This is a genomic window from Halomonas sp. AOP30-A1-24, from assembly GCF_052378165.1.
Classification (GTDB): Bacteria; Pseudomonadota; Gammaproteobacteria; order Pseudomonadales; family Halomonadaceae; genus Vreelandella; species Vreelandella citrativorans.
Map to the genome: position 1 here is coordinate 86,522 of NZ_JBQSXL010000006.1, position 21,797 is coordinate 108,318.

At 55.8% G+C, this 21,797-nt stretch carries 19 protein-coding genes; 7 read left to right on the plus strand and 12 right to left on the minus strand.

What is annotated here, in order from left to right; translation table 11 throughout:
• Position 1: 1 nt before the first annotated feature.
• The 4 genes from ydiJ to folK all read right to left on the minus strand — a co-directional run bounded on the left by ydiJ (position 2) and on the right by folK (position 5,926).
• Positions 2-3,118, minus strand: a complete 3,117-nt coding sequence (gene ydiJ / locus ACT3TJ_RS05095) for a D-2-hydroxyglutarate dehydrogenase YdiJ (protein ID WP_444621463.1) — start codon at positions 3,116-3,118, stop codon at positions 2-4.
• Positions 3,115-4,368, minus strand: coding sequence for a 2-aminoadipate transaminase (locus tag ACT3TJ_RS05100; RefSeq protein WP_444621462.1), 1,254 nt, complete (start codon positions 4,366-4,368; stop codon positions 3,115-3,117). Before ACT3TJ_RS05100 ends, ydiJ begins: the two co-directional genes overlap by 4 nt.
• 194 nt (positions 4,369-4,562) lie before the next feature.
• Positions 4,563-5,375 carry a flagellin N-terminal helical domain-containing protein gene (locus ACT3TJ_RS05105; protein ID WP_193057123.1) on the minus strand — a complete coding sequence of 271 codons (813 nt, stop codon included), beginning with the start codon at positions 5,373-5,375 and terminating at the stop codon, positions 4,563-4,565.
• A 104-nt stretch (positions 5,376-5,479) separates the two neighbouring features.
• Entirely contained in the window at positions 5,480-5,926 is a 447-nt protein-coding gene (folK, locus tag ACT3TJ_RS05110; protein WP_193054073.1) for a 2-amino-4-hydroxy-6-hydroxymethyldihydropteridine diphosphokinase, read from the minus strand.
• A gap of 160 nt (positions 5,927-6,086) precedes the next feature.
• Between folK and ACT3TJ_RS05115 the strand changes: the two genes are divergently transcribed.
• Positions 6,087-6,833: an SDR family oxidoreductase gene (locus ACT3TJ_RS05115; RefSeq protein WP_193057124.1), complete on the plus strand. Its 747-nt coding sequence runs from the start codon at positions 6,087-6,089 to the stop codon at positions 6,831-6,833.
• Between the two features lie 106 nt (positions 6,834-6,939).
• Here the strand turns inward: ACT3TJ_RS05115 and ybiO are convergent, their stop codons facing one another.
• The 4 genes from ybiO to trhO all read right to left on the minus strand — a co-directional run bounded on the left by ybiO (position 6,940) and on the right by trhO (position 11,913).
• On the minus strand, positions 6,940-9,327 hold the full coding sequence (gene ybiO, locus ACT3TJ_RS05120; RefSeq protein ID WP_193057125.1) for a mechanosensitive channel protein: 2,388 nt from the start codon (positions 9,325-9,327) through the stop codon (positions 6,940-6,942).
• Positions 9,328-9,498: 171 nt separating this feature from the next.
• Entirely contained in the window at positions 9,499-9,936 is a 438-nt protein-coding gene (locus ACT3TJ_RS05125; protein ID WP_193054076.1) for a YqaA family protein, read from the minus strand.
• A gap of 18 nt (positions 9,937-9,954) precedes the next feature.
• Entirely contained in the window at positions 9,955-10,776 is an 822-nt protein-coding gene (locus tag ACT3TJ_RS05130; protein WP_172116930.1) for an IclR family transcriptional regulator, read from the minus strand.
• Positions 10,777-10,953: 177 nt separating this feature from the next.
• Positions 10,954-11,913 (minus strand): oxygen-dependent tRNA uridine(34) hydroxylase TrhO, encoded by a 960-nt coding sequence (gene trhO / locus ACT3TJ_RS05135; RefSeq protein ID WP_172116929.1) that lies wholly within the window; start codon positions 11,911-11,913, stop codon positions 10,954-10,956.
• A gap of 240 nt (positions 11,914-12,153) precedes the next feature.
• Between trhO and ACT3TJ_RS05140 the strand changes: the two genes are divergently transcribed.
• Complete coding sequence (locus tag ACT3TJ_RS05140; protein ID WP_172116928.1) at positions 12,154-12,843, plus strand: pirin family protein; 690 nt, start codon at positions 12,154-12,156, stop codon at positions 12,841-12,843.
• 120 nt (positions 12,844-12,963) lie between these two features.
• Here the strand turns inward: ACT3TJ_RS05140 and serA are convergent, their stop codons facing one another.
• Positions 12,964-14,208 (minus strand): phosphoglycerate dehydrogenase, encoded by a 1,245-nt coding sequence (gene serA / locus ACT3TJ_RS05145; protein ID WP_172116927.1) that lies wholly within the window; start codon positions 14,206-14,208, stop codon positions 12,964-12,966.
• A gap of 262 nt (positions 14,209-14,470) precedes the next feature.
• Between serA and ACT3TJ_RS05150 the strand changes: the two genes are divergently transcribed.
• From ACT3TJ_RS05150 to dxs, 3 genes are read left to right on the plus strand one after another with little or no spacing between them, the layout of a single operon-like run.
• Positions 14,471-14,758, plus strand: a complete 288-nt coding sequence (locus ACT3TJ_RS05150) for an exodeoxyribonuclease VII small subunit (RefSeq protein ID WP_172116926.1) — start codon at positions 14,471-14,473, stop codon at positions 14,756-14,758.
• Positions 14,752-15,642 carry a (2E,6E)-farnesyl diphosphate synthase gene (ispA, locus tag ACT3TJ_RS05155; protein ID WP_193057126.1) on the plus strand — a complete coding sequence of 297 codons (891 nt, stop codon included), beginning with the start codon at positions 14,752-14,754 and terminating at the stop codon, positions 15,640-15,642. Before ACT3TJ_RS05150 ends, ispA begins: the two co-directional genes overlap by 7 nt.
• Entirely contained in the window at positions 15,643-17,565 is a 1,923-nt protein-coding gene (gene dxs / locus ACT3TJ_RS05160) for a 1-deoxy-D-xylulose-5-phosphate synthase (RefSeq protein ID WP_193057127.1), read from the plus strand.
• A 125-nt stretch (positions 17,566-17,690) separates the two neighbouring features.
• Here the strand turns inward: dxs and cheZ are convergent, their stop codons facing one another.
• Positions 17,691-18,374: a protein phosphatase CheZ gene (cheZ, locus tag ACT3TJ_RS05165; protein ID WP_192527760.1), complete on the minus strand. Its 684-nt coding sequence runs from the start codon at positions 18,372-18,374 to the stop codon at positions 17,691-17,693.
• A gap of 660 nt (positions 18,375-19,034) precedes the next feature.
• On the opposite strand from cheZ, the gene djlA reads away from it, so the two are divergent.
• Positions 19,035-19,802 (plus strand): co-chaperone DjlA, encoded by a 768-nt coding sequence (gene djlA, locus ACT3TJ_RS05170; RefSeq protein ID WP_172116922.1) that lies wholly within the window; start codon positions 19,035-19,037, stop codon positions 19,800-19,802.
• A 153-nt stretch (positions 19,803-19,955) separates the two neighbouring features.
• Positions 19,956-20,576, plus strand: a complete 621-nt coding sequence (locus ACT3TJ_RS05175) for a glutathione S-transferase family protein (RefSeq protein WP_172116921.1) — start codon at positions 19,956-19,958, stop codon at positions 20,574-20,576.
• Between the two features lie 14 nt (positions 20,577-20,590).
• On the opposite strand, the gene trhA is transcribed toward ACT3TJ_RS05175, so the two are convergent.
• Both trhA and ACT3TJ_RS05185 read right to left on the minus strand, forming a co-directional pair.
• Positions 20,591-21,262 carry a PAQR family membrane homeostasis protein TrhA gene (gene trhA / locus ACT3TJ_RS05180; RefSeq protein WP_172116920.1) on the minus strand — a complete coding sequence of 224 codons (672 nt, stop codon included), beginning with the start codon at positions 21,260-21,262 and terminating at the stop codon, positions 20,591-20,593.
• A 177-nt stretch (positions 21,263-21,439) separates the two neighbouring features.
• Positions 21,440-21,748 (minus strand): hypothetical protein, encoded by a 309-nt coding sequence (locus tag ACT3TJ_RS05185; RefSeq protein WP_226912183.1) that lies wholly within the window; start codon positions 21,746-21,748, stop codon positions 21,440-21,442.
• Between the last annotated feature and the right edge of the window lie 49 nt (positions 21,749-21,797).

Here is a 21,797-nt window from a genome sequence, read left to right on the forward strand (position 1 = left end):
TTCACAGCTCTCTATGCATATTGTTACGGTGAAAAGGAATGCTCGATTTCAGCTGCACTAATAGTGCTTGAAGGGGGTGTTGTAAGCTTATATGCGAAAAACGCTTCACCTGGCTGCGGCACGAATACCCCGTGGCCAGCAGCCTGTCGGTGTTTTCCTCTGCCTCGACCTGGGGTTGCCAGGATTGGGCATAGATGGTTCTGGACGTTTCGGCGTTGCGCGTCTCATGACCGTAGGTGCCGGACATTCCACAGCAGCCGGTATTGACCAACTCCAACGGCAGGCCGAACGCGGCAAACACCTGCTGCCATGCCTTCGGGCTTCCGGGGGCGTTGGTTTTTTCGGTGCAGTGTGAAAGCAACTTAAAACCAGGGGCATTGGGGGTTAGCGGTCGGGGCATCAAAGTGGGCAGTCGGATAGCCAGCCACTCCTGCAGCATCAATACCTCGGGCACGGCGGCGGGCCCCAGGGCTTTCACGTACTCCTGACGGTAGGTCAGCGTCATCGCCGGGTCGATCCCCACCATGGGCACCTCAAACTCGCTTAAGGCGCGCAGACGCTTGGCCTGCTTTTCGGCCGTACGCTCAAACGCGCCCAAAAAGCCCTGGACGTGTAGCGGTTTGCCGTTGGCGCTATAGGGCATCACCAACACGCGCAGGTTGAGCCGTGAAAGCAGTTCGACCACGTCCATGACCAGTTTGGCTTCAAAATGGGTGGTGAACGCATCCTGAACCACAATCACGCTCTGGGCGCGCTGCGGGTCGGTAAGCAGTGCAAGCGAGGTAGGCGTGGCTTCCGCCACGCCCCAGGCACGCAGCTGCTTTTTAACGCTGGCGCGGGAGAGCAGTGGCGAGTCGCTCATGCCCACACTACGGCGCATCAGCGTTTCCACCCAGCGCTGGCCGATCAAAGCGTTATACAGCGGCGCTGCCCGGGCAAGCGTGGGCAGCATGAACTCTGTGCTGCCTATCACGTAGTCGCGCAGGGGGCGTAAATAGCGCCCGTGATAGACCTCTAAAAACTGTGAACGGAACTGCGGCACATTGACCTTGATGGGGCATTGCCCCGCGCAGGACTTGCACGCCAGGCAGCCTGCCATGGCGTCGTAGACCTGGTGAGAGTAGTCATGATGCTGCTGGCGGCTGAACGTGTTCGCCAGGCGTTTCGGGAAGTGTCTAACAAAGCCCCATCGGCCTTCCTCCTTTTTCTTGCGCGACTCTTCCACCACGTCAATGCCCGCCTGGGACTGCAGGCGCAGCCATTCACGCATCAGGCTGGCGCGCCCCTTGGGCGAGTGAATACGGTTGCGGGTCGCCTTCCACGACGGGCACATGGGGTCGTCCACATCGTAGTTGTAGCAGGCGCCGTTACCGTTGCAGTACACCGCTGCGTCATAGGCCTGCCAGGCGCGCTCATCAATGGTGCGGTCCAGCTGGCCGCGCATCGGCACGGCGTCAATCCTTAGCAGGTTCGGGTCGCTGTCTTTGGCGATCAGCGCGCCGTCTTCTGCCGGTGAAGCGATCTTGCCAGGGTTAAGCTGGTTAAACGGGTCAAACGCGGCCTTGACCCGCTGCAGGCTGGGGTAGAGCTCGCCAAAAAACCTGGGCGCATACTCGGAGCGTACCCCTTTACCGTGCTCCCCCCACAGCAGCCCGCCGTATTTTTGGGTCAGGGCGGCGACTTCATCGGAGATGTCCCGAATCAGCGCTTCCTGGGCCGGGTCTTTCATGTCCAGCGCGGGGCGCACATGCAGCACCCCCGCATCAACATGCCCAAACATGCCGTAAGCGAGCCCGCGCGCGTCCAGCGCGGCGCGGAACTCGCTAATAAAATCGGCCAGATGTTCTGGTGGTACGGCGGTATCTTCAACAAACGGCAGTGGGCGCTTCTCACCCTGCACATTGCCCAAAAGTCCCACCGAGCGTTTGCGCATGCCGTAAACCGTGCTGATCTGCTCACGGCCTTCGGCCAGGGTATAGCCCAATCGCGTGACCGTGGCATCCTGATTCAAGTGACGCGTAAAGGCCTCAACCTGTTCGGCCAACGCAGCCGGGTCGTCGTCGCTAAACTCGACCAGGTTGATACCCCGAATCGGTGTGTCGCTCTCGGGGAAGAACTCGGCCACGCTGTCCCACACAAAGTCGGCCATGGCGAGCGTGAGCACCGTATCGTCGATGGTTTCGATCGACACAGGCCTGGCGCTGGCCATCAGTGTCTTGGCATCGCGCAGCGCATCCATAAAGCGGGTATAGCGCACGTTAACCAGGGTGGCGTGTTGGGGGATGGGCAGTACGTTCAACACGGCTTCGTTCAGAAACCCCAGCGAGCCTTCCGAGCCACACAGCAGGCTGTTGAGATCAAGCGCATGCTGGTCGTTGCGCAGGTGGGCCAGGTCGTAACCGGTCAGGCAGCGATTAAGCGGCGGAAAGGTGGCCTCGATCAGTTCGCGCTGTTGATCAATAATGCTGGCCGCTGTGCGGTGCACCTGCCCGACAATACCGTCCTGCTGGCAGGCCTGCTGTTCCTCATCGGCACTGAGTGCCCGGCTATGCAGATGCTGGCCGCCCAGCAGTACCGTGTCGAGTTCCCGTACGTGATTGCGGGTTTTTCCGTAAGCGCAGCTACCCTGGCCGCTGGCATCGGTCGAGATCATGCCGCCGATGGTCGCTCGATTGGAGGTCGAGAGCTCCGGGGCAAAAAACAGCCCATAGGGCTTTAAGGCGGCATTCAGCTGGTCCTTCACGACTCCCGCTTGAACGCGCACGCGACGGTTCTCGACATCAATGTCCAGCACCTGATTCATGTGCCTGGAGATATCCACCACGACGCCATCGGTGAGCGACTGACCGTTGGTACCAGTGCCGCCGCCTCGCGGCGTTAACACCACCTCGCGGTAAGGCGCTTCAGCGGCCAGTTTGGCCAGGCATTCCAGGTCTTCTGCATGGCGGGGAAACACCGCCGCCTGGGGCAGACGCTGATAGATCGAGTTGTCGGTTGCCAGCACCGTGCGGTGGGCGTAGTCAGGGGCAATCTCACCATCGAAGCCGCGTGTCTTAAGGGCTTCCAGAAAGCGCTGGTATACCGCGCTAACACCTTCACCGGCTTCCATGGCGATCATGCGCTTAGCGTCTCCAGCGCCTGTTCAATAAGGCTTAGACCTTCTTTTAATATTTCTGGCTCGGTGGTGAGCGGGGGTAATAAACGTAGAATATTGCGTTTGCGTCCGCTGGGCATCAGCAAAACACCGGCGTTACGTCCAGCGGTTAATAGAGCCGCCAGATGCTCAGCCCCTGTGGCATTTTGCGTATCATTAAAAACAATGCCCCGCATCGAGCCAACGCCCGTCATGGCTCCCAGCATAGGAAAGCAGCCGCTTGACTGCCATGTTTGGTAAGCCTCAACTATCAGCGCTTCCTGCCGCTCTCCCCAGCAGGCAAACGCCTCCTCCTGCATGATGTCCATGACGGCCAGTGCTGCTGCGCATGCCACTGCATTGCCTGAGTATGTACCACCCAGTGCACCTTTGGGTAACGCATCCATCAGCTCTACCCGCCCCGCTAACGCCGCCAGTGGCAACCCCGAGGCGATGCTTTTGCCCATCAACAGAAGATCTGGCTCAACGCCTAAATGTGAAAAGCCGAAGCGCTTACCGCTACGCCCGAATCCTGATTGAATTTCGTCAAATATCAGTATGATATTGTGTTGATTACAGATTTCGCGCATTGCCTTGGCGAACTGAGGGCACAGTAGACGAAAACCACCTTCTCCCTGGATAGGCTCAACGATCATGCAGGCCACTTCATCGGCGGGTATTTCAACTTCAAATAGCCGCTCCAGCGCGGCAAGCGCCTGCTCATCGGTCACACCGCTATCACGGCTCGGGAAAGGTAGGTGATAGACAGGCCCCGGTAAGGCGCCAAGGCCTGACTTGTACGGTTTAACCTTGCCATTCAAGTTCAAGGCGGCCAGCGTTCGGCCATGAAAAGCATCGTCGAAGGCAATAACTGCTTGTCGACCGGTGACACCTCGAGCAACTTTGAGAGCGTTTTCGGTTGCTTCTGCACCGCTATTGGTGAGCATGCAGGAGAGCGGATAGGAGACCGGTACAAACTGGTTTAATGCGTCTACTACCGATAGATAACCCCGATGTGGCACTGCATTAAATGCAGAATGCATTAACGTTTCTACCTGGCTTTGAACGGCTTCCACTACTGCCGGATGGCTATGACCAAGGTTAAGCACGCCGATGCCGCCGATAAAATCGATATAGCGCTGGCCTGATTCATCCCAAACCTCCGCATTACGCCCGCGGGCTATACAAATAGGGTGTAAAACGCCTAACGCAGCACTTACATGAGGAAGATCCATTGCCATTGCTTTTCTGCCATTCAGGGTGAATGACGCTATCAAAGCAAATTATCAGGCGAGATCACAAACGAAAAAAAACGCCTAATGCATGCCAAATTGGAATGCATAAGCAGAGAAGCACGCACTCTAAACCGTCATATCGAAAGGCAGGTCAAAAAAGGAATGGATAACGTTTATGAAATGGCAGAGCAACGCTACAGGCTTTCCAGCAAACGCAGGATCATCTGCGGCTGCTGGTTGGCCTGGGCGAGAATCGCCATGCCCGCCTGCTGGAGAATTTGTGCGCGGATCAAGTTGGAAACTTCCCGGGCGTAATCTGCATCCTGAATGCGCGACTGGGCCGCTGATAGGTTAACGATATTGTTGTTGAGCCCGTCGATGACGCTTTCAAAGCGGTTTTGCATCGCACCAAAGTAGCTACGCTGGCGATCCACCCGCTTAATGGCGTCGTCCATCACCTCCATCGGGTTGGACGTACCATCCGAAAGCACGCTGAAGTCACTAAGCCCCAAGGCATTACGGCCCATGCCTTCCATGCGAATGCTGATGGTATTGCCTGAGTTGGCCCCCACCTGGATAGTGAGATCGCGCTTCTCAAACAGATCAATGCCGTTGAAGCTACTCTGCCCGGCGACACGGTCAATTTCGTCCAGGAGCCCGTCGATCTCGCCCTGAATGGAAACGAGATCTTCATTGCTATTAGTGCCGTTAGCGGCCTGCACGCTCAGCTCACGAATGCGCTGCAAATTATCATTGATCTGATTCAGCGCGCCTTCGGCCGTTTGCACCAGCGAAATTCCATCATGGGTATTACGAATGGCCTGATTCATGCCGCGGATTTGCGCGTTCATACGATTGGCAATCGCCTGCCCGGCTGGGTCGTCCTTGGCGCTATTAATACGCAAGCCCGACGATAGCCGCTGCATAGAGGTCTGAATCGCTTGCTGGCTACTGCGCAAATTGCTCTGCACCCGTAGCGAGGTCACATTGGTATTTAGGCTGAACAATTCAGGCCCTCGTTAAGTGCAAGGCGCAATACGCAGGTCTGACTTGCCAATAACGACGTCAGTGACGTATTTATCGGCCTGAACGGGTAAAGCATTAATTATTTTTACCGCTCATGCTTTATCGTTAATGAGCGCCCACTAGCGGCCAACACTTCATCGATAGGGAGCCTGACGTAATCATACTCAAGGTATCCCTGATCCATTAACTCGCCATTCCACGCCACAATATCCAGATCCATGGTTCGTGGGCCTGATTTATTCAGACCTCGTACGCGACCCAAGCGGTTCTCGACCGCTTTTAAATACAGCCGAAACGCTGCATAGGGAAGCGGCGTGCGCACCAATAGCGCGGCATTGAGAAAATCGGCCTGCTGTAAAAAGCCAACAGGGGAGGTACGGATTGGCTGAGAGTGCGTGACCAGGTCGCATTCGCTGTTTAAAAGAGACAACGCTCGTGTGACATTCAGCTCAGGTTCAATATTCGAGCCTATCGAGATTAGGCATTCATGCAGCCGTGTATCTCGCCCGGCTCGTAACGCCGTTGTTGACATAACGATTACTCAACTAGAGAGAAGTCGAAATATTCTTAATCACTGTAATGATCATACCTCAGACTAGCGCTATGCTCTAAGTGTGCAAGCAACCAAACAACTAATAACAAACGCAAGATAAACGAAGCACGCCATATAATGATTAAAGACAGGGATAACAATGACGACTAAAGCAGCATTAGTGACCGGGGGTGCTACCCGTTTGGGACGGCATTTTTCAGAAGCATTAGCAGAAGCGGGATACGATATTGCACTCCACGTTAATAGCTCACGAGATGAAGCTGAAGAGGTAGCACACACTATCCGCAGCAAAGGGCGCGAGTGCGAAATACTGCCCTGTGATTTTTTGCACGATCCGCTGGATACACTGATTGAAGCCGCTATACGGCGCTTTCCGCATTTAGATGTGCTGGTTAATAGCGCCTCCACTTACCAAGCCGCATCCATTGCTCAAACGGACATGGCACTCCTGGAGACGCAGTTTCGCGTCAACCTATTTACCCCGCTGTTGTTAATTCAACATTTTGCTAACGCGGTGTCTAACGGCTGTGTGGTGAATATCATTGACAATAAAGTGGCCTATCATCAATACCCTTATGCGGCGTATTTGTTGTCTAAAAAGGGGCTGAAAGAGATGACCCAAATGGCCGCACTCGAATTCGCACCGCGTATCCGGGTCAATGGTATTTCCCCCGGCGTAGTACTGCCCACTTCCCAGCGTAGCCACGACTATATTGCATGGCGTCTGGAAGGCATCCCCCTTAACCGGCAAGGAACGCCCGCCCATTTAACAAAGACGCTGTACTACCTGCTGGAAAACGATTTTGTTACCGGCCAAGTGTTATGTATCGATGGAGGTGAGTCGATCTACCTGGAAGGCAGGCATTCGGAGAACTATCTAGAGTAACAACCAAATTAACAGCCACTCCAAAACATTTTTAACAACGTAGAACGCAGTGGGGCCGCCCAAAGGCGGCCCCAAAACGCAAAGTAGGTGTGCTAACGCTTAAGCATTAGACATCGTCACCCGTGGGTAGATTTTGCTCAGTCGTCTCACTAGACTTATCTTTCCGGCGAGGTGAAAAACGGTCATCTACCTCACTTTCACCTGCCTTTGGCTGCCCAGCAGGGCTACCGTCGATAGTAAAGTCCTGTTGCATAATGCGCAGGTTGGCAGGCGGCGCTGAACCGGACTTGTCCTGACCGAAGTACATCGTGGTATGCGGGAACGGTATCTCAATGCCCGCCTGATCAAAGCGCAGCTTGACCAGACGATTATACGCCCGACCAACACCCCACTGATCGCCCGGCGTGGTTTTGATAACCACACGAATATTGACGGCGCTGTCGCCCAGGCTTATAACACCGGCGACCGTCAGATCAGCAAGGATCTTGTAGCCATACTCTTCGCTGGCTTTCAGATCATTAAAGGCAAGCTGGAGCTGCTCAATCGCATCGTCAATGCTCTCACGATAAGCAATGCCGTACTCCCCAACATGGTTACCGTAGTCGCGCATGTAGTTAGAAACGGTGTCAACGCTTGAGAAGGGAATGATGTGATAGGTGCCCGAAAGGTCCCGAATACCTACCGAACGAATGCTTAATCGTTCTGCAGTCCCGGTGATGCCCCCCAGCGTTACCACATCGCCTGTATTCATGGCATTCTCGATCTGAATGAAGACCCCGGTAATAACATCCTGTACCAGCCTCTGCGCACCGAAACCAATAGCTAAACCCAGTACCCCGGCACCGGCAATCAGCGGGCCGATGTTAATGCCGATTTCGGACAGTAGGATCATCCCGGTAATCGTGAGCATGGCGATAGCCAGCGCGTTGCGGAACAGGCTCAGCAGCGTTTTGGCTCGAGGAGAGGGCTCACCACCGCCGGTTTCCGGGTTGAGCTTATGCTCAATCAGGCTCGCAAGCCCTAACCACACGCCCAGCGCAACAATCAGAATCAAGGCAATGCTGACCAGTCGCCCTACCAGCATCGTTCCGCGTTCAGAAGCGTACCAATTGGCTAAATTGAACGCACCCCAGGCATCCAGCACCACCATGATAACGACGACCAGGATGATGGTGCGTAGCACACGCAGCGCGTTGGGAACGTAGCTGTTAAGACGCGGCTCAAGCAGCGGCAGCTTACGACGCAAATCGTCCGACAAGCGAATGCGATGCCCAATCGTTTGGGTCAGGAAAGTCGATACCAGAAGCCCTATAACCACCGCAGCCAATGTTTTCAGTGTTGCAAAAAGCACGAAAGGCAGTGCATCGCCAGGACGCGTCAGTATCAAAACGAAGACCATTAAGAAGTAGGTCAGCGCAAAAAAGTGCCAGGTACGTGCAAAGAGCTGAAGCGATACACGGCTTGCCACCATCGACGTATTGGCCGCCGCATCATTCAAGTGCCCCCGGATGCGAATACGGTTCTTGAGCACCACACTGACCGCATAAACAAAGGCCACAATCATAATTAATGTGCCAGCCGCTTGGCCTACGCTGGCAGCCAGGTAGAAATTGATCAGCGGCACGGCAACCATTAGTCCGTAACCGACCATGCCGATAAGACGTGCTATCCAACGGTTCCAGTAGGAGGCTTCACCGGTTGAAATTGGCAACAATCGCAGGCCTTCGTAGTGTGAGGAAAACAGCATCCGCATCACTGCTTTCATCAACTCAATGACCAGGAAAGCATTGAGAAACAGCGAGGCCCGTGTGGAAAGCTCGCCCGTTTCACCAATCGCGAACGTGGCCACCAGGTTACCGCCCACGTACGCAAGTCCCACCAATATAAAGTCAATAAGTGCCGCAATAATGACGCAGCAAATCAAGCGCAGCACTGGCGTCATTCCGGTGCCATTGAGCGACCATTTGCTCACCCGGGTAAAGGCAGACTTGGCCATCCGACGCAGTGCGAAGAAAATCACGAAGGTCGCAACGATCACGAGGCCCAGATTAATCGCGGCCTGGACGAAAGCTGACGAATCAAAAGCACTCGCGCCTTGCCCGGTAAACAGGTTACCCATGATGGAAAAAGCTTGCTCAATCTGCAGGCCAATATTACTGACAACATCGCTTGTCAGCTCTGCCAACTGGCGTGGCAATGAGACATCCTCTGGAGCCAAATCGCTTCCTTGAGCGGCGGCTTCAGGGGATAACTCAGCCTCTAAACCGGCGGGCAACGCGGATGCCTGTTGACGTAATACATCAATTAGCTCTTGGCGCGACTGCTCATTTTCGAGGAGATCAGCAAGCGCTTCGTAAGAAGCGGGCACTTCCGCTGGAGGCGATGCAGGATCACTTTCAGCCGTCGTCGTTTGGGCTAATGCTGGCGTGGCAAAAAACACAAGCAGTGTCATTAGCCAAATGCCTAGCCAGGGAAATATACGTAATGGCGTCACGCCTTAACCTCCATTTAGATAAATGCTTTATTAAATTTAATTGTTAGCCCGCTTTATGCAAACACAAATGTGCTCACCGAGCATGTTGATAACATACAAAGCCCACAGAGTAACATGGGAACATAAGATGATTTGACCGTTAACACTACGAATATGAGAAGTAGCAGCGCGTTACTTAATTTGACAAAGCGGCAATAGCCACTGGTGTGCCAGAACCAGCACAACCGCGTAGCGGGCGCCTTTTGCAACTAAAATCCATAAAAAGGCACGCCACCAGGGAAGCCGAAACAACCCGGCCAGTACCGTCAGTGGGTCGCCCACCACCGGCAGCCAGGAAAGCAGCAGGCTGGCCTCGCCAAGCTTGTGGTACCAGCGCTCGGCCTGGGCAAGGCGTTTAGGCGATGCAGGGAACCACCGGCGATCCTGAAACTGACGTGCATAGCGGCCCATCGCCACATTGACCAGACTGCCCAGCGTATTACCAGTGGTCGCTACCGCCCAGAGTAAAATAGCCGGCTCCCCCAAACACCAAAGTCTGGCAAGCCAAACTTCAGAGCCGCCAGGCAGCAGGGTCGCACTAACAAACGCAACAAGGAAAAGACTCAGCATGTAACGGGTAGCCGAACGTTACTGCGGCACCTGCCCCCCAAGTTGAGCGGTAATTTCATCGGCGACCTGGCGCACCAGCTTACCCAGCGCCAGCAGGCGTGCTTCAGGGATACGCGCCATGGGGCCTGAAACAGAAATAGCCGCCAGCGGCGTGGCGTGCTCGTCGAAGATACAGGCCGCGACGCAATGCAGGCCAATGGCGTGCTCCTCGCGGTCACAGGCAAAACCTTGATCACACACCTGGTGCATTTCGGCGGTCAGTGCGTCTGGACTGCACAGTGTATTGTCGGTAACACGGGTGAGTTCACGGTTATCCAAAAAGCGAGCGCGTTCGTCAGTGGGCATCCATGCCAACAGCGCTTTACCCACGCCAGAGGCATGCAGCGGGGCGCGTGAGCCCAAGCGGGTAATCATGCGCATCATTTGAGGCGATTCGTGCTGGGCCAGAAATACCGCCGTATCCCCATCGCGGATCCCTAAATTGGCAGTCTCGCCGGTTTCAGCGGTTAAGCGGCGTAGAAAGGGGCGGCTTGATGCCACCACATCGCGAGCTTCTAAAAAGCTGTTACCGATACGGAAGGTTTTGACGTCAATACGCCATAAGCCCTGCTCGTTCTCCTGGCTAACAAACCCCTGGCTTTGCAGAGCCTGGAGCAAGCGGTGGGTGGTAGAAGGGGCTAACTCGGCTTTTTCAGCCACGTCTGACAGCGCAAGCCCTAGTGGGCTTGCCGCTAAAAACTCCAGTAACGTTAAGCCGCGTACCAGCGACTGGCTATGCCCGCCACTCGCTTTAGCGGCATTTGCCGGACGCCCGACCGTCCTACGCTTGGCTTCACTCACCCTGCTCTCTCCTAAAGGCGTAAAGAGTAACAGGATAACGTGCCGCAAAGGCCGCTGTCGCGTTTACGGAAACGAATTCCACTAATGGAGGAAGCTAGCGAATGGCAGAACATCGCTATAGATAGAAAACGGCCACAGGCGTGGCCGCCGACATTACGCCACTCCTTGGCGCCGCTATCAGGCCTTCTCGCGATGGTTATAACCCAGCGGATGGGGCTGGCCACGCTCTTTGGCAAGATCAATTTGGCGCTGACGCTCACGGGCGGCGGCGCGAGTTTTCTCGGGCAGCGAGTTGATGCAGTGTGGGCAGCTAATCCCAGGCTCGTAGGCTGATGACTGCATGTCGTCTTCGGAAATCGGCATACGACAGGCGTGGCACTGTTCGAACAGGCCTTCACTCAGGTCGTGACGCACGGTAACGCGGTTATCGAACACAAAGCACTCGCCACGCCATAACGACTGCTCTTCCGGGACTTTCTCCAGATAGTTCAAAACGCCGCCCTTGAGGTGGTAGACCTCGTCAAACCCCTCTTTGAGCATAAAGCTGGAGGCTTTTTCACAGCGAATACCGCCGGTGCAGAACATGGCGACTTTTTTATGCTTCTCTGGGTCGTAATGCTCACGCACGTAGTCGGGAAACTCACGGAACGTGGTGGTTTTTGGGTCAACCGCGCCTTCGAAGCTGCCAATCGCCACTTCGTAATCATTGCGAGTGTCGATCACCAGCACTTCGGGGTCTGAAATCACCTCGTTCCAGTTTTCAGGCTCAACATAGGTACCAACGGTGTTGTTAGGATCAATGCCTGGTACGCCCAGCGTCACGATCTCTTTTTTGAGCTTAACCTTGGTGCGATAGAACGGGGTTTCGTCGCAGTAAGACTCTTTATGGTCGATATCGGTCAAGCGCGGGTCAGCGGTCAGCCAGCCAAGCAGTGCATCAATACCTTCGCGAGTCCCCGCGACGGTGCCATTGATGCCCTCTTTAGCGAGCAGCAGCGTGCCTTTAACATCATGATCGACCATGGCTTGGCGCAGCGGCTCACGCAGCGCTTCAAAGTCATTTAACGTAACGAATTTATACAATGCTGCCACGACAATACGCGGCATATCGCCAGCTTCAGAAACAGGTGCAGACATAACAAGCTCCAGTAGTCACCCTCGTAAAGGGCGGACCGGGTTAATAAACGCGCATAGTCTAGCGCAAACGGCGCAGCGCTTGAATCCTGCCAGATTGACGCAGGTCACTCGCGGTTTAAAAATTCGTCGATTTAATCGACGTTATCGTGCAGAAACCTTCACCCCACGCCGTGCGGTTTCAGGCGTATATTGAGCGCATTCCTTCAACAGCTACTCCTTCAACACAACTGGGAGCACACCATGAAAATTCGTCGCGCGGATGAGCGGGGCTATGCAGACCACGGCTGGCTGCGTTCGTACCATACGTTCTCGTTTGCCAATTACCATGACCCCAAGCATATGGGCTTTCGCGCCCTACGGGTGATCAACGAAGACCGCGTCGCCGGTGGTCATGGCTTTGGTGCCCACCCGCACCGGGACATGGAGATTATTTCCTACGTGCTGGAAGGCGAAATGGAGCACAAGGACAACATGGGCAATGGCGAGGTCATGCGCCCGGGCGATGTACAGCGCATGTCAGCGGGCACCGGCGTTGTGCACAGCGAGTTTAATCACTCCAAAGAGAACGGACTGCACTTCCTGCAGATCTGGATTGAGCCCAAAGCGCTTGGCATTAAGCCCAGCTACGAGCAGAAAGCATTTCCAGCCGCAGGCCGCCAAAACCAGTGGCGCCTGGTAGCATCACAGCAGGGCCGTGAAGGCTCAGTGAGCCTGAACCAGGACGTTAATCTTTATGCAGGCTCATTTGATGCAGGCGACAGCGTCAAGACACCGGCTACGCGCTATGCCTGGCTACACGTGGTAAAGGGCGCGGTCGAGGTCAATGGTGAACAGCTCAGTACCGGCGATGCCGCTGCGTTTGAGCCTGGCGACGCGATCAGCGTGACCGGCCAGGATACAAGCGAAGTACTGCTGTTTGATCTTGCTTAGCCCTTTTACTCAGTGCTACCCGCCTTAACAACCCAAACGGCCCCCTTTCGGGAGCCGTTTTTTTACGCCATCAGCCCAGTGTTTTGCGTTGTCACCAAGCCTCGCAGCTGCCAATCAATCCTAGCTATTGTGCGCTGAGTAAAGTGCACGGATTTTCAGCGTGTGCTCTACCTGCCTCAATGCTTCCAGCGCTTGCGGACCGTAAGCTTTGTCGACATCAATGACCACATAGCCGACCTTATCGTTGGTCTGCAGGTACTGGCCCGAGATGTTAATGCCGTTTTCGGACAGCACGCGGTTAATTTCCGACAGTACGCCCGGCACGTTGTCATGAATATGCAGCAAGCGGTGCTTATCGGGGTGGGCAGGCAGCGCCACTTCGGGGAAGTTGACCGAGGTGATCGTGGTGCCGTTATCCGAGTAGGTCGTCAGCTTTTCGGCCACTTCAATACCGATATTTTCCTGGGCTTCGAGCGTAGAGCCACCCACATGCGGGGTCAGGATCACATTTTCCAAACCACGTAACGGGCTTTCAAACTCTTCATCGTTGCCCTTGGGCTCCACCGGGAACACATCCACCGCAGCGCCATTGAGATGGCCTGCTTTGATGGCATCCGCCAAGGGTTCAATTTCCACGACACTGCCGCGTGAGGCATTGATGAAGATGGCACCTGGTTTCATCGCAGCAATCTCTTTCGCGCCAATCATCCAGCGGGTAGAGGGCAAGTCCGGTACGTGCAAGCTCACCACATCCGAGCGGTTTAACAGCTCTTCAAGGCTGGTGACCTGGCTTGCATTACCCATGCCGAGTTTGGTGATGATATCGTAGTAGATAACGTTAAAGCCCAGCGACTCGGCCAGCACAGAAAGCTGCGCGCCGATGCTGCCGTAGCCAACAATACCCAGCGTTTTACCGCGTGCTTCGTGCGAGTTTTTGGCTGATTTCAGCCAGCCGCCCTGATGAGCACGGGCATTTTTTTCAGGAATGCCACGCAACAGCATGATCGCTTCTGCCAATACCAGCTCAGCGACCGAACGAGTATTGGAGTAAGGCGCGTTGAACACGGCAATACCACGTTTTAGCGCCGCATTCAGGTCCACCTGGTTGGTTCCGATACAGAAGCAGCCAACGCCGACCAGCTTCTCTGCCGCTGCAAACACTCGCTCATTAAGCTGGGTACGCGAGCGAATACCGATGAAATGTACATCACGGATCTTTTCGATCAACGATGCTTCATCTAGCGATGTCGGCAGATGCTCGATATTTTCATATCCGGCATTTTGAAAATTGTCCACCGCACTTTGGTGGACGCCCTCGAGTAGCAGGATCTTGATCTTGCTCTTTTCCAGGGACGTTTTAGCCATGGCTGAATCAACCTCTATGGTCGGCGGCGTGCGCCGTGTATCGGTTCACGAAAAGGCCGTATAGTAGCATACCGCACGCCCATCAGGCCGATACGAACTGATGAAATGTGTGCGTTATCAAGATGAAAACAGTGCAAGTCATACGCACAAAGCGGCCTGGGGCAGACGCCCCCCCCTGCCCTCGGTGTATACTGTGCGTTTGTCATGGCAGGCAACGCGCAGCCTTTTTGATGGGGCGCCAGAAAACAGTAGGCATTAACCAATGAGCGACACCACACCTTCACCGCAGGATTTTGCGGCCACGGTTGACCAGCTGGAAACCATCGTAGAACGCCTGGAGTCAGGCGAGCTGTCATTGGAAGATGCGCTGGGCGCCTTTGAGCAGGGCGTACGGTTGACGCGCGATGCCCAGCAACGCTTGGACAGCGCCGAGCTAAAAGTCCGCGCGCTGAGCGAAGATAGCGAAGGCCGTTTAAACGTCACGCCGTTTGCTGATAGTGAATCGCCCAAGGATGCCACTGACGAGGGTAAGGAGACGCCCCCATGGTAGCGACCAATGCCCCCTCATTGACCGCCTTACGTCAAGCCAGCAATGCCCGGGTAGATGCCACGCTAAACGCGCTTTTTAACGATCACGCCGTGGTCCCGCGGCTTGATAACGCCATGCGCCACGGTCTTTTAGTCGGCGGTAAGCGCTTGCGCCCGCTGCTTGTCTATCTTGCTGGGCAGGCGCTGGGAGCACGCGAAGAAGACCTCGACGCCCCGGCCGCCGCCATTGAACTCATCCACGCCTACTCATTGATTCATGACGACTTGCCCGCCATGGATGACGATGATCTGCGCCGTGGCCAGCCGACCGTGCATATCGCCTATGATGAAGCGACCGCGATTCTGGCAGGCGACGCGCTACAAACCCTGGCCTTTGACGCGCTGGCACGCACCGCTCACCCGCGGCTTGGCAGCCTGATCACGACGCTTACCACGGCGTCTGGCCGTGAGGGCATGGTGGCAGGCCAAGCACTGGACTTGGCGGCTATCGGCGGCCACCCTGACGTGGACGCCCTGGCGCACATGCACGCTCATAAAACCGGTGCGCTGATTGTGGCGGCGGTGCGTATGGGCGGGCTGATTGCCGTTGACGAGAGCGACCCGCGTATAAACGCCCTGACTCGCTACGCGCGCGCCATTGGTCTAGCCTTCCAGATTCATGATGATGTCCTTGATGTGACGGGTGACACCATGACACTCGGCAAAACATCCGGCGCTGACGCTGCACGCGCCAAGCCGACGTATCCCAGCCTGTTGGGGCTGGAAGGCGCGCAACAAAAAGCGCGCACCCTGATTGACGAGGCCATTGCCGCTCTCGCCCCATTAGGCGAGCAAGCCGCCCCCTTGGCCGAATTAGCCCACTATATGATCGAGCGCGACCACTAGATGCCCATGAAGCTGTTCGACGAGATTCCCCGCGAGCGTCCGGCAACGCCGCTGCTCGACTCTTTTGATCACCCCGCTGCGCTGCGGGCCATGAATACCCAGCAGCTTGCCCAACTGGCTGACGAGCTGCGTGCCTACCTGCTTTATAGCGTGGGCGTTTCCGGCGGCCACTTTGGCGCAGGCTTGGGGGTAGTAGAACTGAGCGTGGCCCTGCACCACGCCTTTCATACGCCCAAGGACCGCCTGGTGTGGGATGTGGGCCATCAGGCTTATCCGCACAAGATTCTCACCGGCCGTCGTGAAGCGATGCTCAGCATTCGCCAGCACGGCGGCCTGGCGGCATTTCCGCGCCGCGCTGAATCCGAATACGACACCTTTGGCGTGGGCCACTCGAGCACCTCGATTTCCGCAGCGCTCGGCATGGCGCTGGCTGCCCAGGCCAAAGGCGATAATCGCCGCGTCTGTGCGATTATTGGTGATGGCGCGCTCACGGCGGGCATGGCTTTTGAAGCGCTGGCCCATGCCGGCCACGTCAACGCTAATATGCTGGTCGTGCTCAACGACAATGAGATGTCGATCTCGGAAAACGTCGGTGGCCTGGCGACGTACCTCGCCCGGATGATGTCAAGCAAACCCTATCTAAAAATGCGCGAAGAGGGCAAAAAAGTACTTTCTCATCTGCCAGGCGCATTGGAAATTGCCAAGCGCACCGAAGAGCACATGAAAGGCATGGTGAGCCCCGCCACGCTGTTCGAGGAAATGGGTTTTCACTACATCGGCCCGATTGACGGGCACGACCTTGAGGCACTGACCGAGACGCTGCGTAACCTGCGCGAGCTGGATGGCCCGCAGTTTCTGCATATCAAAACCTGCAAAGGCAAAGGCTTTTTACCCGCCGAGGCGGACCAGATTGGCTACCACGCCATCACCAAACTTGAGAAAGCCAGCGTGGCGCCCGCCCCGCCCTTCAAAGCGCCATCCGCCCCCAAGAGAAAGTACTGCAACGTATTCGGCGACTGGCTGTGCGATATGGCCGCGAGCGATTCACGCCTGATAGGGATTACCCCCGCCATGCGCGAAGGCTCCGACCTGATTCGTTTCTCCAAAGAGTACCCAGCTCGCTACTTTGATGTAGCCATTGCCGAACAGCACGCCGTGACGCTCGCGGCGGGCATGGCCTGCGAAGGCATGAAGCCGGTGGTGGCGATCTATTCAACATTTTTGCAGCGCGGCTATGACCAGCTCATTCATGACGTAGCGGTGCAGGAGCTGGACGTCACCTTTGCCATCGACCGGGCAGGGCTTGTGGGTGAAGACGGCCCCACTCACCACGGCAGCATGGATTTGTCCTTTTTACGCTGCGTACCCGGCATGGTCATCCTGGCACCTGCCGATGAAGCCGAGTGTCGCGCCATGTTGAGTGCGGCCTATTATCATCCCGGCCCTGCGGCAGTGCGTTACCCGCGCGGCACTGGCCCCGGCGTGGAAATTCCTGAGCACCTGGAATCGCTTCCGATTGGCAAGGCGGAGGTACGCCGTCAGTCACAAAGCGATGGCGTGCGCATTGCGCTACTCGCGTTTGGCAGCCTAAACACCGCAGCCGCTGAAGTTGCCGAAAAGCTCAACACCACGCATATCAATATGCGCTCTATCAAGCCGCTGGACCGCGACACGGTCCTCCACGCGGCCGACGAGCATGAGCTTCTAATAACGCTTGAAGAGAACGTCGTTGCAGGTGGCGCGGGAAGCGCTGTTAACGAACTGCTCAACGCTGAAGGTGTACAGGTAGAAGTGCTCAATCTCGGCCTGCCCGACGCATTTGTAGAGCACGGCACGCCGGATGAATTGCTGCGGGACTGTGGTCTGGACGCAGAAGGCATCGAAGCCGCCATTCGCCAGCGGCTGCCTTCACTCTCAAGTTAAAAGCAGCACCGCGACTGATCGACAAGCACCCTCAATAGCGAGATAAGCGCCGCTCTATTACGGGCGGCCATCGCAAAGCAAGTGCCAGACAATGGGCGCCAAGCCACCGGGAAAGAGATGCTGGTTTAAAAACCGAGTTCATCCAGCAAATCATCCACCTGGTCCTGCCCTGACACGGCATCCACTTTGCCTTCGCTTACCTGCGGGCCATTGCGCAGTTTGGCATGCTCATCGCGATTATCATCAATGTTCACCCCATCGGTGACGTTAGGAACATTGTCGACCAACACTTGAACAAGCTGCTCTTCAATTAGCTGGATAACCTCCATCATCTTCTTGATCACCTGACCGGTAAGATCCTGGAAGTCCTGAGCCATCATTATTTCAAGCAGCTCTTTCTGCGTAGACCCCGTGGCGGTCGGAAGCGAATCACTCAAATAGAGCTGCGTGTCCTTGATAAGCGATGGGTCGCTTTCTACAACGGCTAGAGCCGCCGCTGCCTGCCAGCGCGTATTAAGCGCGGCGCCCTCCTCCTCAAGCTTGTCTTGCACAGGTTGCGCGCGCTCAACGGCATTCAGTGCCCGCTCAGCCGCCTGTTCCGTCATTGAGGCCACATAGTTAAGCCGGTCATTGGCATCGGGTATGGCCTGCGCTGCCTGGCTGATCTGCTGATCCAGGCCCAGCTCCTTCATGCTATCCCGCAGCAGGCGGGTCAAGTGGCCTATACGATGCACCATCTCATCATTACTGTCTTTTTTACCCAGCACCGACGGCATGGTCGTGTCGTGGGCGTTGTTAACAGTGCTCATGACAATCCTCTTGTGGAAAAAACTTGTTGAATGTCGCTGTTGATGATCTGGTCACCATCAATATACGTATCCGCTATGGTTTTCAGACAGACAAGCGTTAAAGCCCGTTAACTATCTTCGGCGTACCCTCCTAAAACTTGAGCGTTTGCTTTATTTGAAAGCCCTTGTCTGGCGCTTTTAGACCTATTCAACGGATGGGATCACTCACGCAGCGCTAGCACGCGCCACCCAGCTTGGGAAAGAAGTAGTGCGAGGTGATCCCATGGCTGCCGTTATGCAGCATCTCAAGCGGCTTTTACCCCGTTCTCGAAGATCTCAAACCAGGAGTTCTATATCAGGGTCGCCCTATGTGCAGCCGGGGCAATCGAACCCATCGGGCTGATTGAGTTTAAACAGTGAACGGGCACGGGCGTTGGCCGCCTGCCGGGTTGTGATACTCAAAAACCCTGAGATCGTGTACCGTAGAGTTTTTTTGGGGCACTCGGGTGGAACGAGGGCATTGCGCTTCTCCAAACAAAAGGGCAGAAAGCCTGGCAACAAAAGTTAGCACGCTTTCTTTTACCGCCTTACGCAGCGAAAAACGCCGTTTGGTCAAGCGACAATAGCTGAAAATGCCGCCCTCAGCTGCAAACCCACGACTTCTGACGCTTAGAGAGAGCCATGTTACTACTGATTATATTTTTTGCCCTGGTGGGTTATGCCATCGGCGGCGCCACTGGCCTGTTAATTGGCGGTGTACTGGGCTGGTGGCTAGCACGACGCCTCGCCAAGCGGTTAAGAGAGGCGCGCATGCGCCTTCAGGAAGGCTTTTTAGAGTCGATTTTTTCCGTTATGGGCTGCCTTTGCCAGGCCGATGGCAAAGTGACCGAAGGCGAGCTTAGCGTTGCCGAAAAGCTGTTTGACCAGATGCATTTGCAGGGGGCGCAGCGGGCCAAGGCACGCGCTGCCTTTGAGCGAGGCCGTGCGGATAACTTTGATCTGGACGCTGAGCTTGCCAACGTCGGGCGCCTAACCCGCCATCAACCGGTTATGCGCCAGGTGTTTTTACAGGTTCAGCTGTCGGCTATCGCCGCTGACGGTGTCTTGCATCCTGAAGAGCATGAAATGATCGTGCGGGTAGCGCGGGGCATTGGCTGTAGTGAAGCAGAGGTACAGCAGATTGAAGCCATGCTGCATGGCGCAGCCGCCAACTCCCAAGGAGCCAGTGAAGAGGCACTTAAGGACGCCTACCGCGTGCTGGGTGTGAGTGAAGAGGCAAGCGATGCCGAGATCAAGAAAGCCTACCGTCGCTTAATGAGCCAAAACCATCCGGATAAGCTGGCCGGTAAAGGCTTGCCTGAAAGCATGCGTGAAGTGGCTCAGGCGCGCACCAGTGAAATCGGCAATGCCTACGAACGCATTCGCAAGGCGCGCGATAACCAAGCGTAAGCTGCTTATAAGATGAAGGTCAGTCCAAGAGCACGCTGCCCCGCAAAGGCCGCGTCCATCATCCTGCCAATATCGACATCCTGACACCAGGCCGCTAAATTGAAAGCGTCTTCTTTTCGCCAGCCTCGGCTGGCACCTTGTCAGGAGCGCGCCATGATCACGCTATACACCTACCCCCGCTCACGCTCGCTACGTGCCGCCTGGACGCTTGAAGAGCTGGGCCTTGAATACCAGTGCCAGCATGTTGCGTTGGAGAAAGGGGGAGGCCAAACCTCGGCGTATCTGGCACGTCATCCGGATGGCAAAGTACCGGTGCTGGAGGATGGCGAACTTACCCTGTTTGAATCGTCGGCCATTTGCCGCTACCTAGCCGAGCACTACGGTAACGGCAAACTACTGCCGACTAACGCCGCCGAGCGTGCCCAGGTCGACCAGTGGTTAAGCTTTATTGTGACCGAAGTCGAACAGCCGCTCTGGACCCAAGCCAAGCACACCTTTGCGCTACCTGAAGACAAACGCGTACCGGCCGTGATTCCTACCGCAGAGTGGGAGTTTCAGCGCGCATTGGGCGCTCTTGAACGCCGCTTTCAGGGCCAGGAAACGCTGCTTGGAGGCGATTTCACCTTGGCCGACCTGTTTCTCACCCATACGCTTTCCTGGGCCATTGGCATGCAGCATCGCCTGCCCGAGCCATTCTTGATCTACCACAAACGCCATACGCAGCGCCCGGGCCTGGCAAAAGCCGGTGAGCGCGAACAAGCTGCCGCTCAGTAAGCCAGCACCGCGTTTTACACCGTATGAGGCAGCACCGCTGCTACTACTGCAAAGTAGTGGCAGATGCTTCCTCCCACCACAAAGAGGTGCCAAATAGCGTGATTGTAGGGAATCGCACGCACGGCATAGAAAATTACGCCCACCGTATACGTAATGCCGCCCGCGGCCAGTAAGGCGATGCCGGTTACCGAGAGCTTCGCCGCCATTTCTTCTGATGCCAGCAGGATCATCCACCCCATCAGCAAATAAATAACCACGCGGAAAATCGACAGCCGCTGCGGCCACAGCAGCTTGCAGGTAATGCCTATCAGCGCCAGCGACCACACGGCGGCAAACAGTGCCCAGCCCGTTGGGCCGCGCATATTCACCAGTAAGAAAGGCGTATAGGTGCCTGCAATCAGCAAGTAAATCGCGCAGTGGTCCAACAGTTGAAAGCGCTGCTTCCAAAGCCGATGCGGGATACCGTGATAAAGCGTAGAAGCGGTATATAGCAATACCAGCGTCATGCCGTACAAGCCAAGGCTTGTCAGTTTCCAAGGGTCTACCTGAGCGGCAATGCTCGCCATGACCAGCAGTACCACTGCCCCAACAACGCTTAACAATGCGCCCACCCCATGGCTGATACTATGTAAGCGCTCTTCTAATGCACTGAACTCTTCAGACTTGACGCTGGCTGTGTGGCTCATATCCCCTCCACCGTGTGTTAACGGTCATGAGTAGCAGCGAACGACGCGGCTAACCTGGATAATAGAGTTCTGGATAATAGAGCCATCACCATAGCGCTGAAACATGACAAAACCCAAACACGGAAGGTACAGCGCTTGGGTTTTGTTTGGATGTTGATGAGCACCGTGAATAGGCAGTTAAATAAGTAGGTTAAATGGGAGGATAGGGCAGCGCGTTTCTATTCCACGGGGCGCTTCAAATCCTGCGGTGGCTGCAATCCGGCGTGATACCCGCCTGTAGGCGTGCCGCTTGGTTAAAGCTTGAGCCCAGCAGATATCCACGGCGGTCATCATGCCGGGCATAAAGTGATCGTAAAGATGAAGGTCGGAGCCGCAGATGGCGCAGCTGCTTACATTGATAATCGCGTCGCGGGGGTGTTCTATTTCGGGATCAGGAACTGTGTCATAGCGCACGTCGTTTTTGCCGTGCCAGCAAAGTGCTTTCATGATTGCTCCTCCTTACTCTTTTGCAGATAATTAGCATCCTGCTATGTAT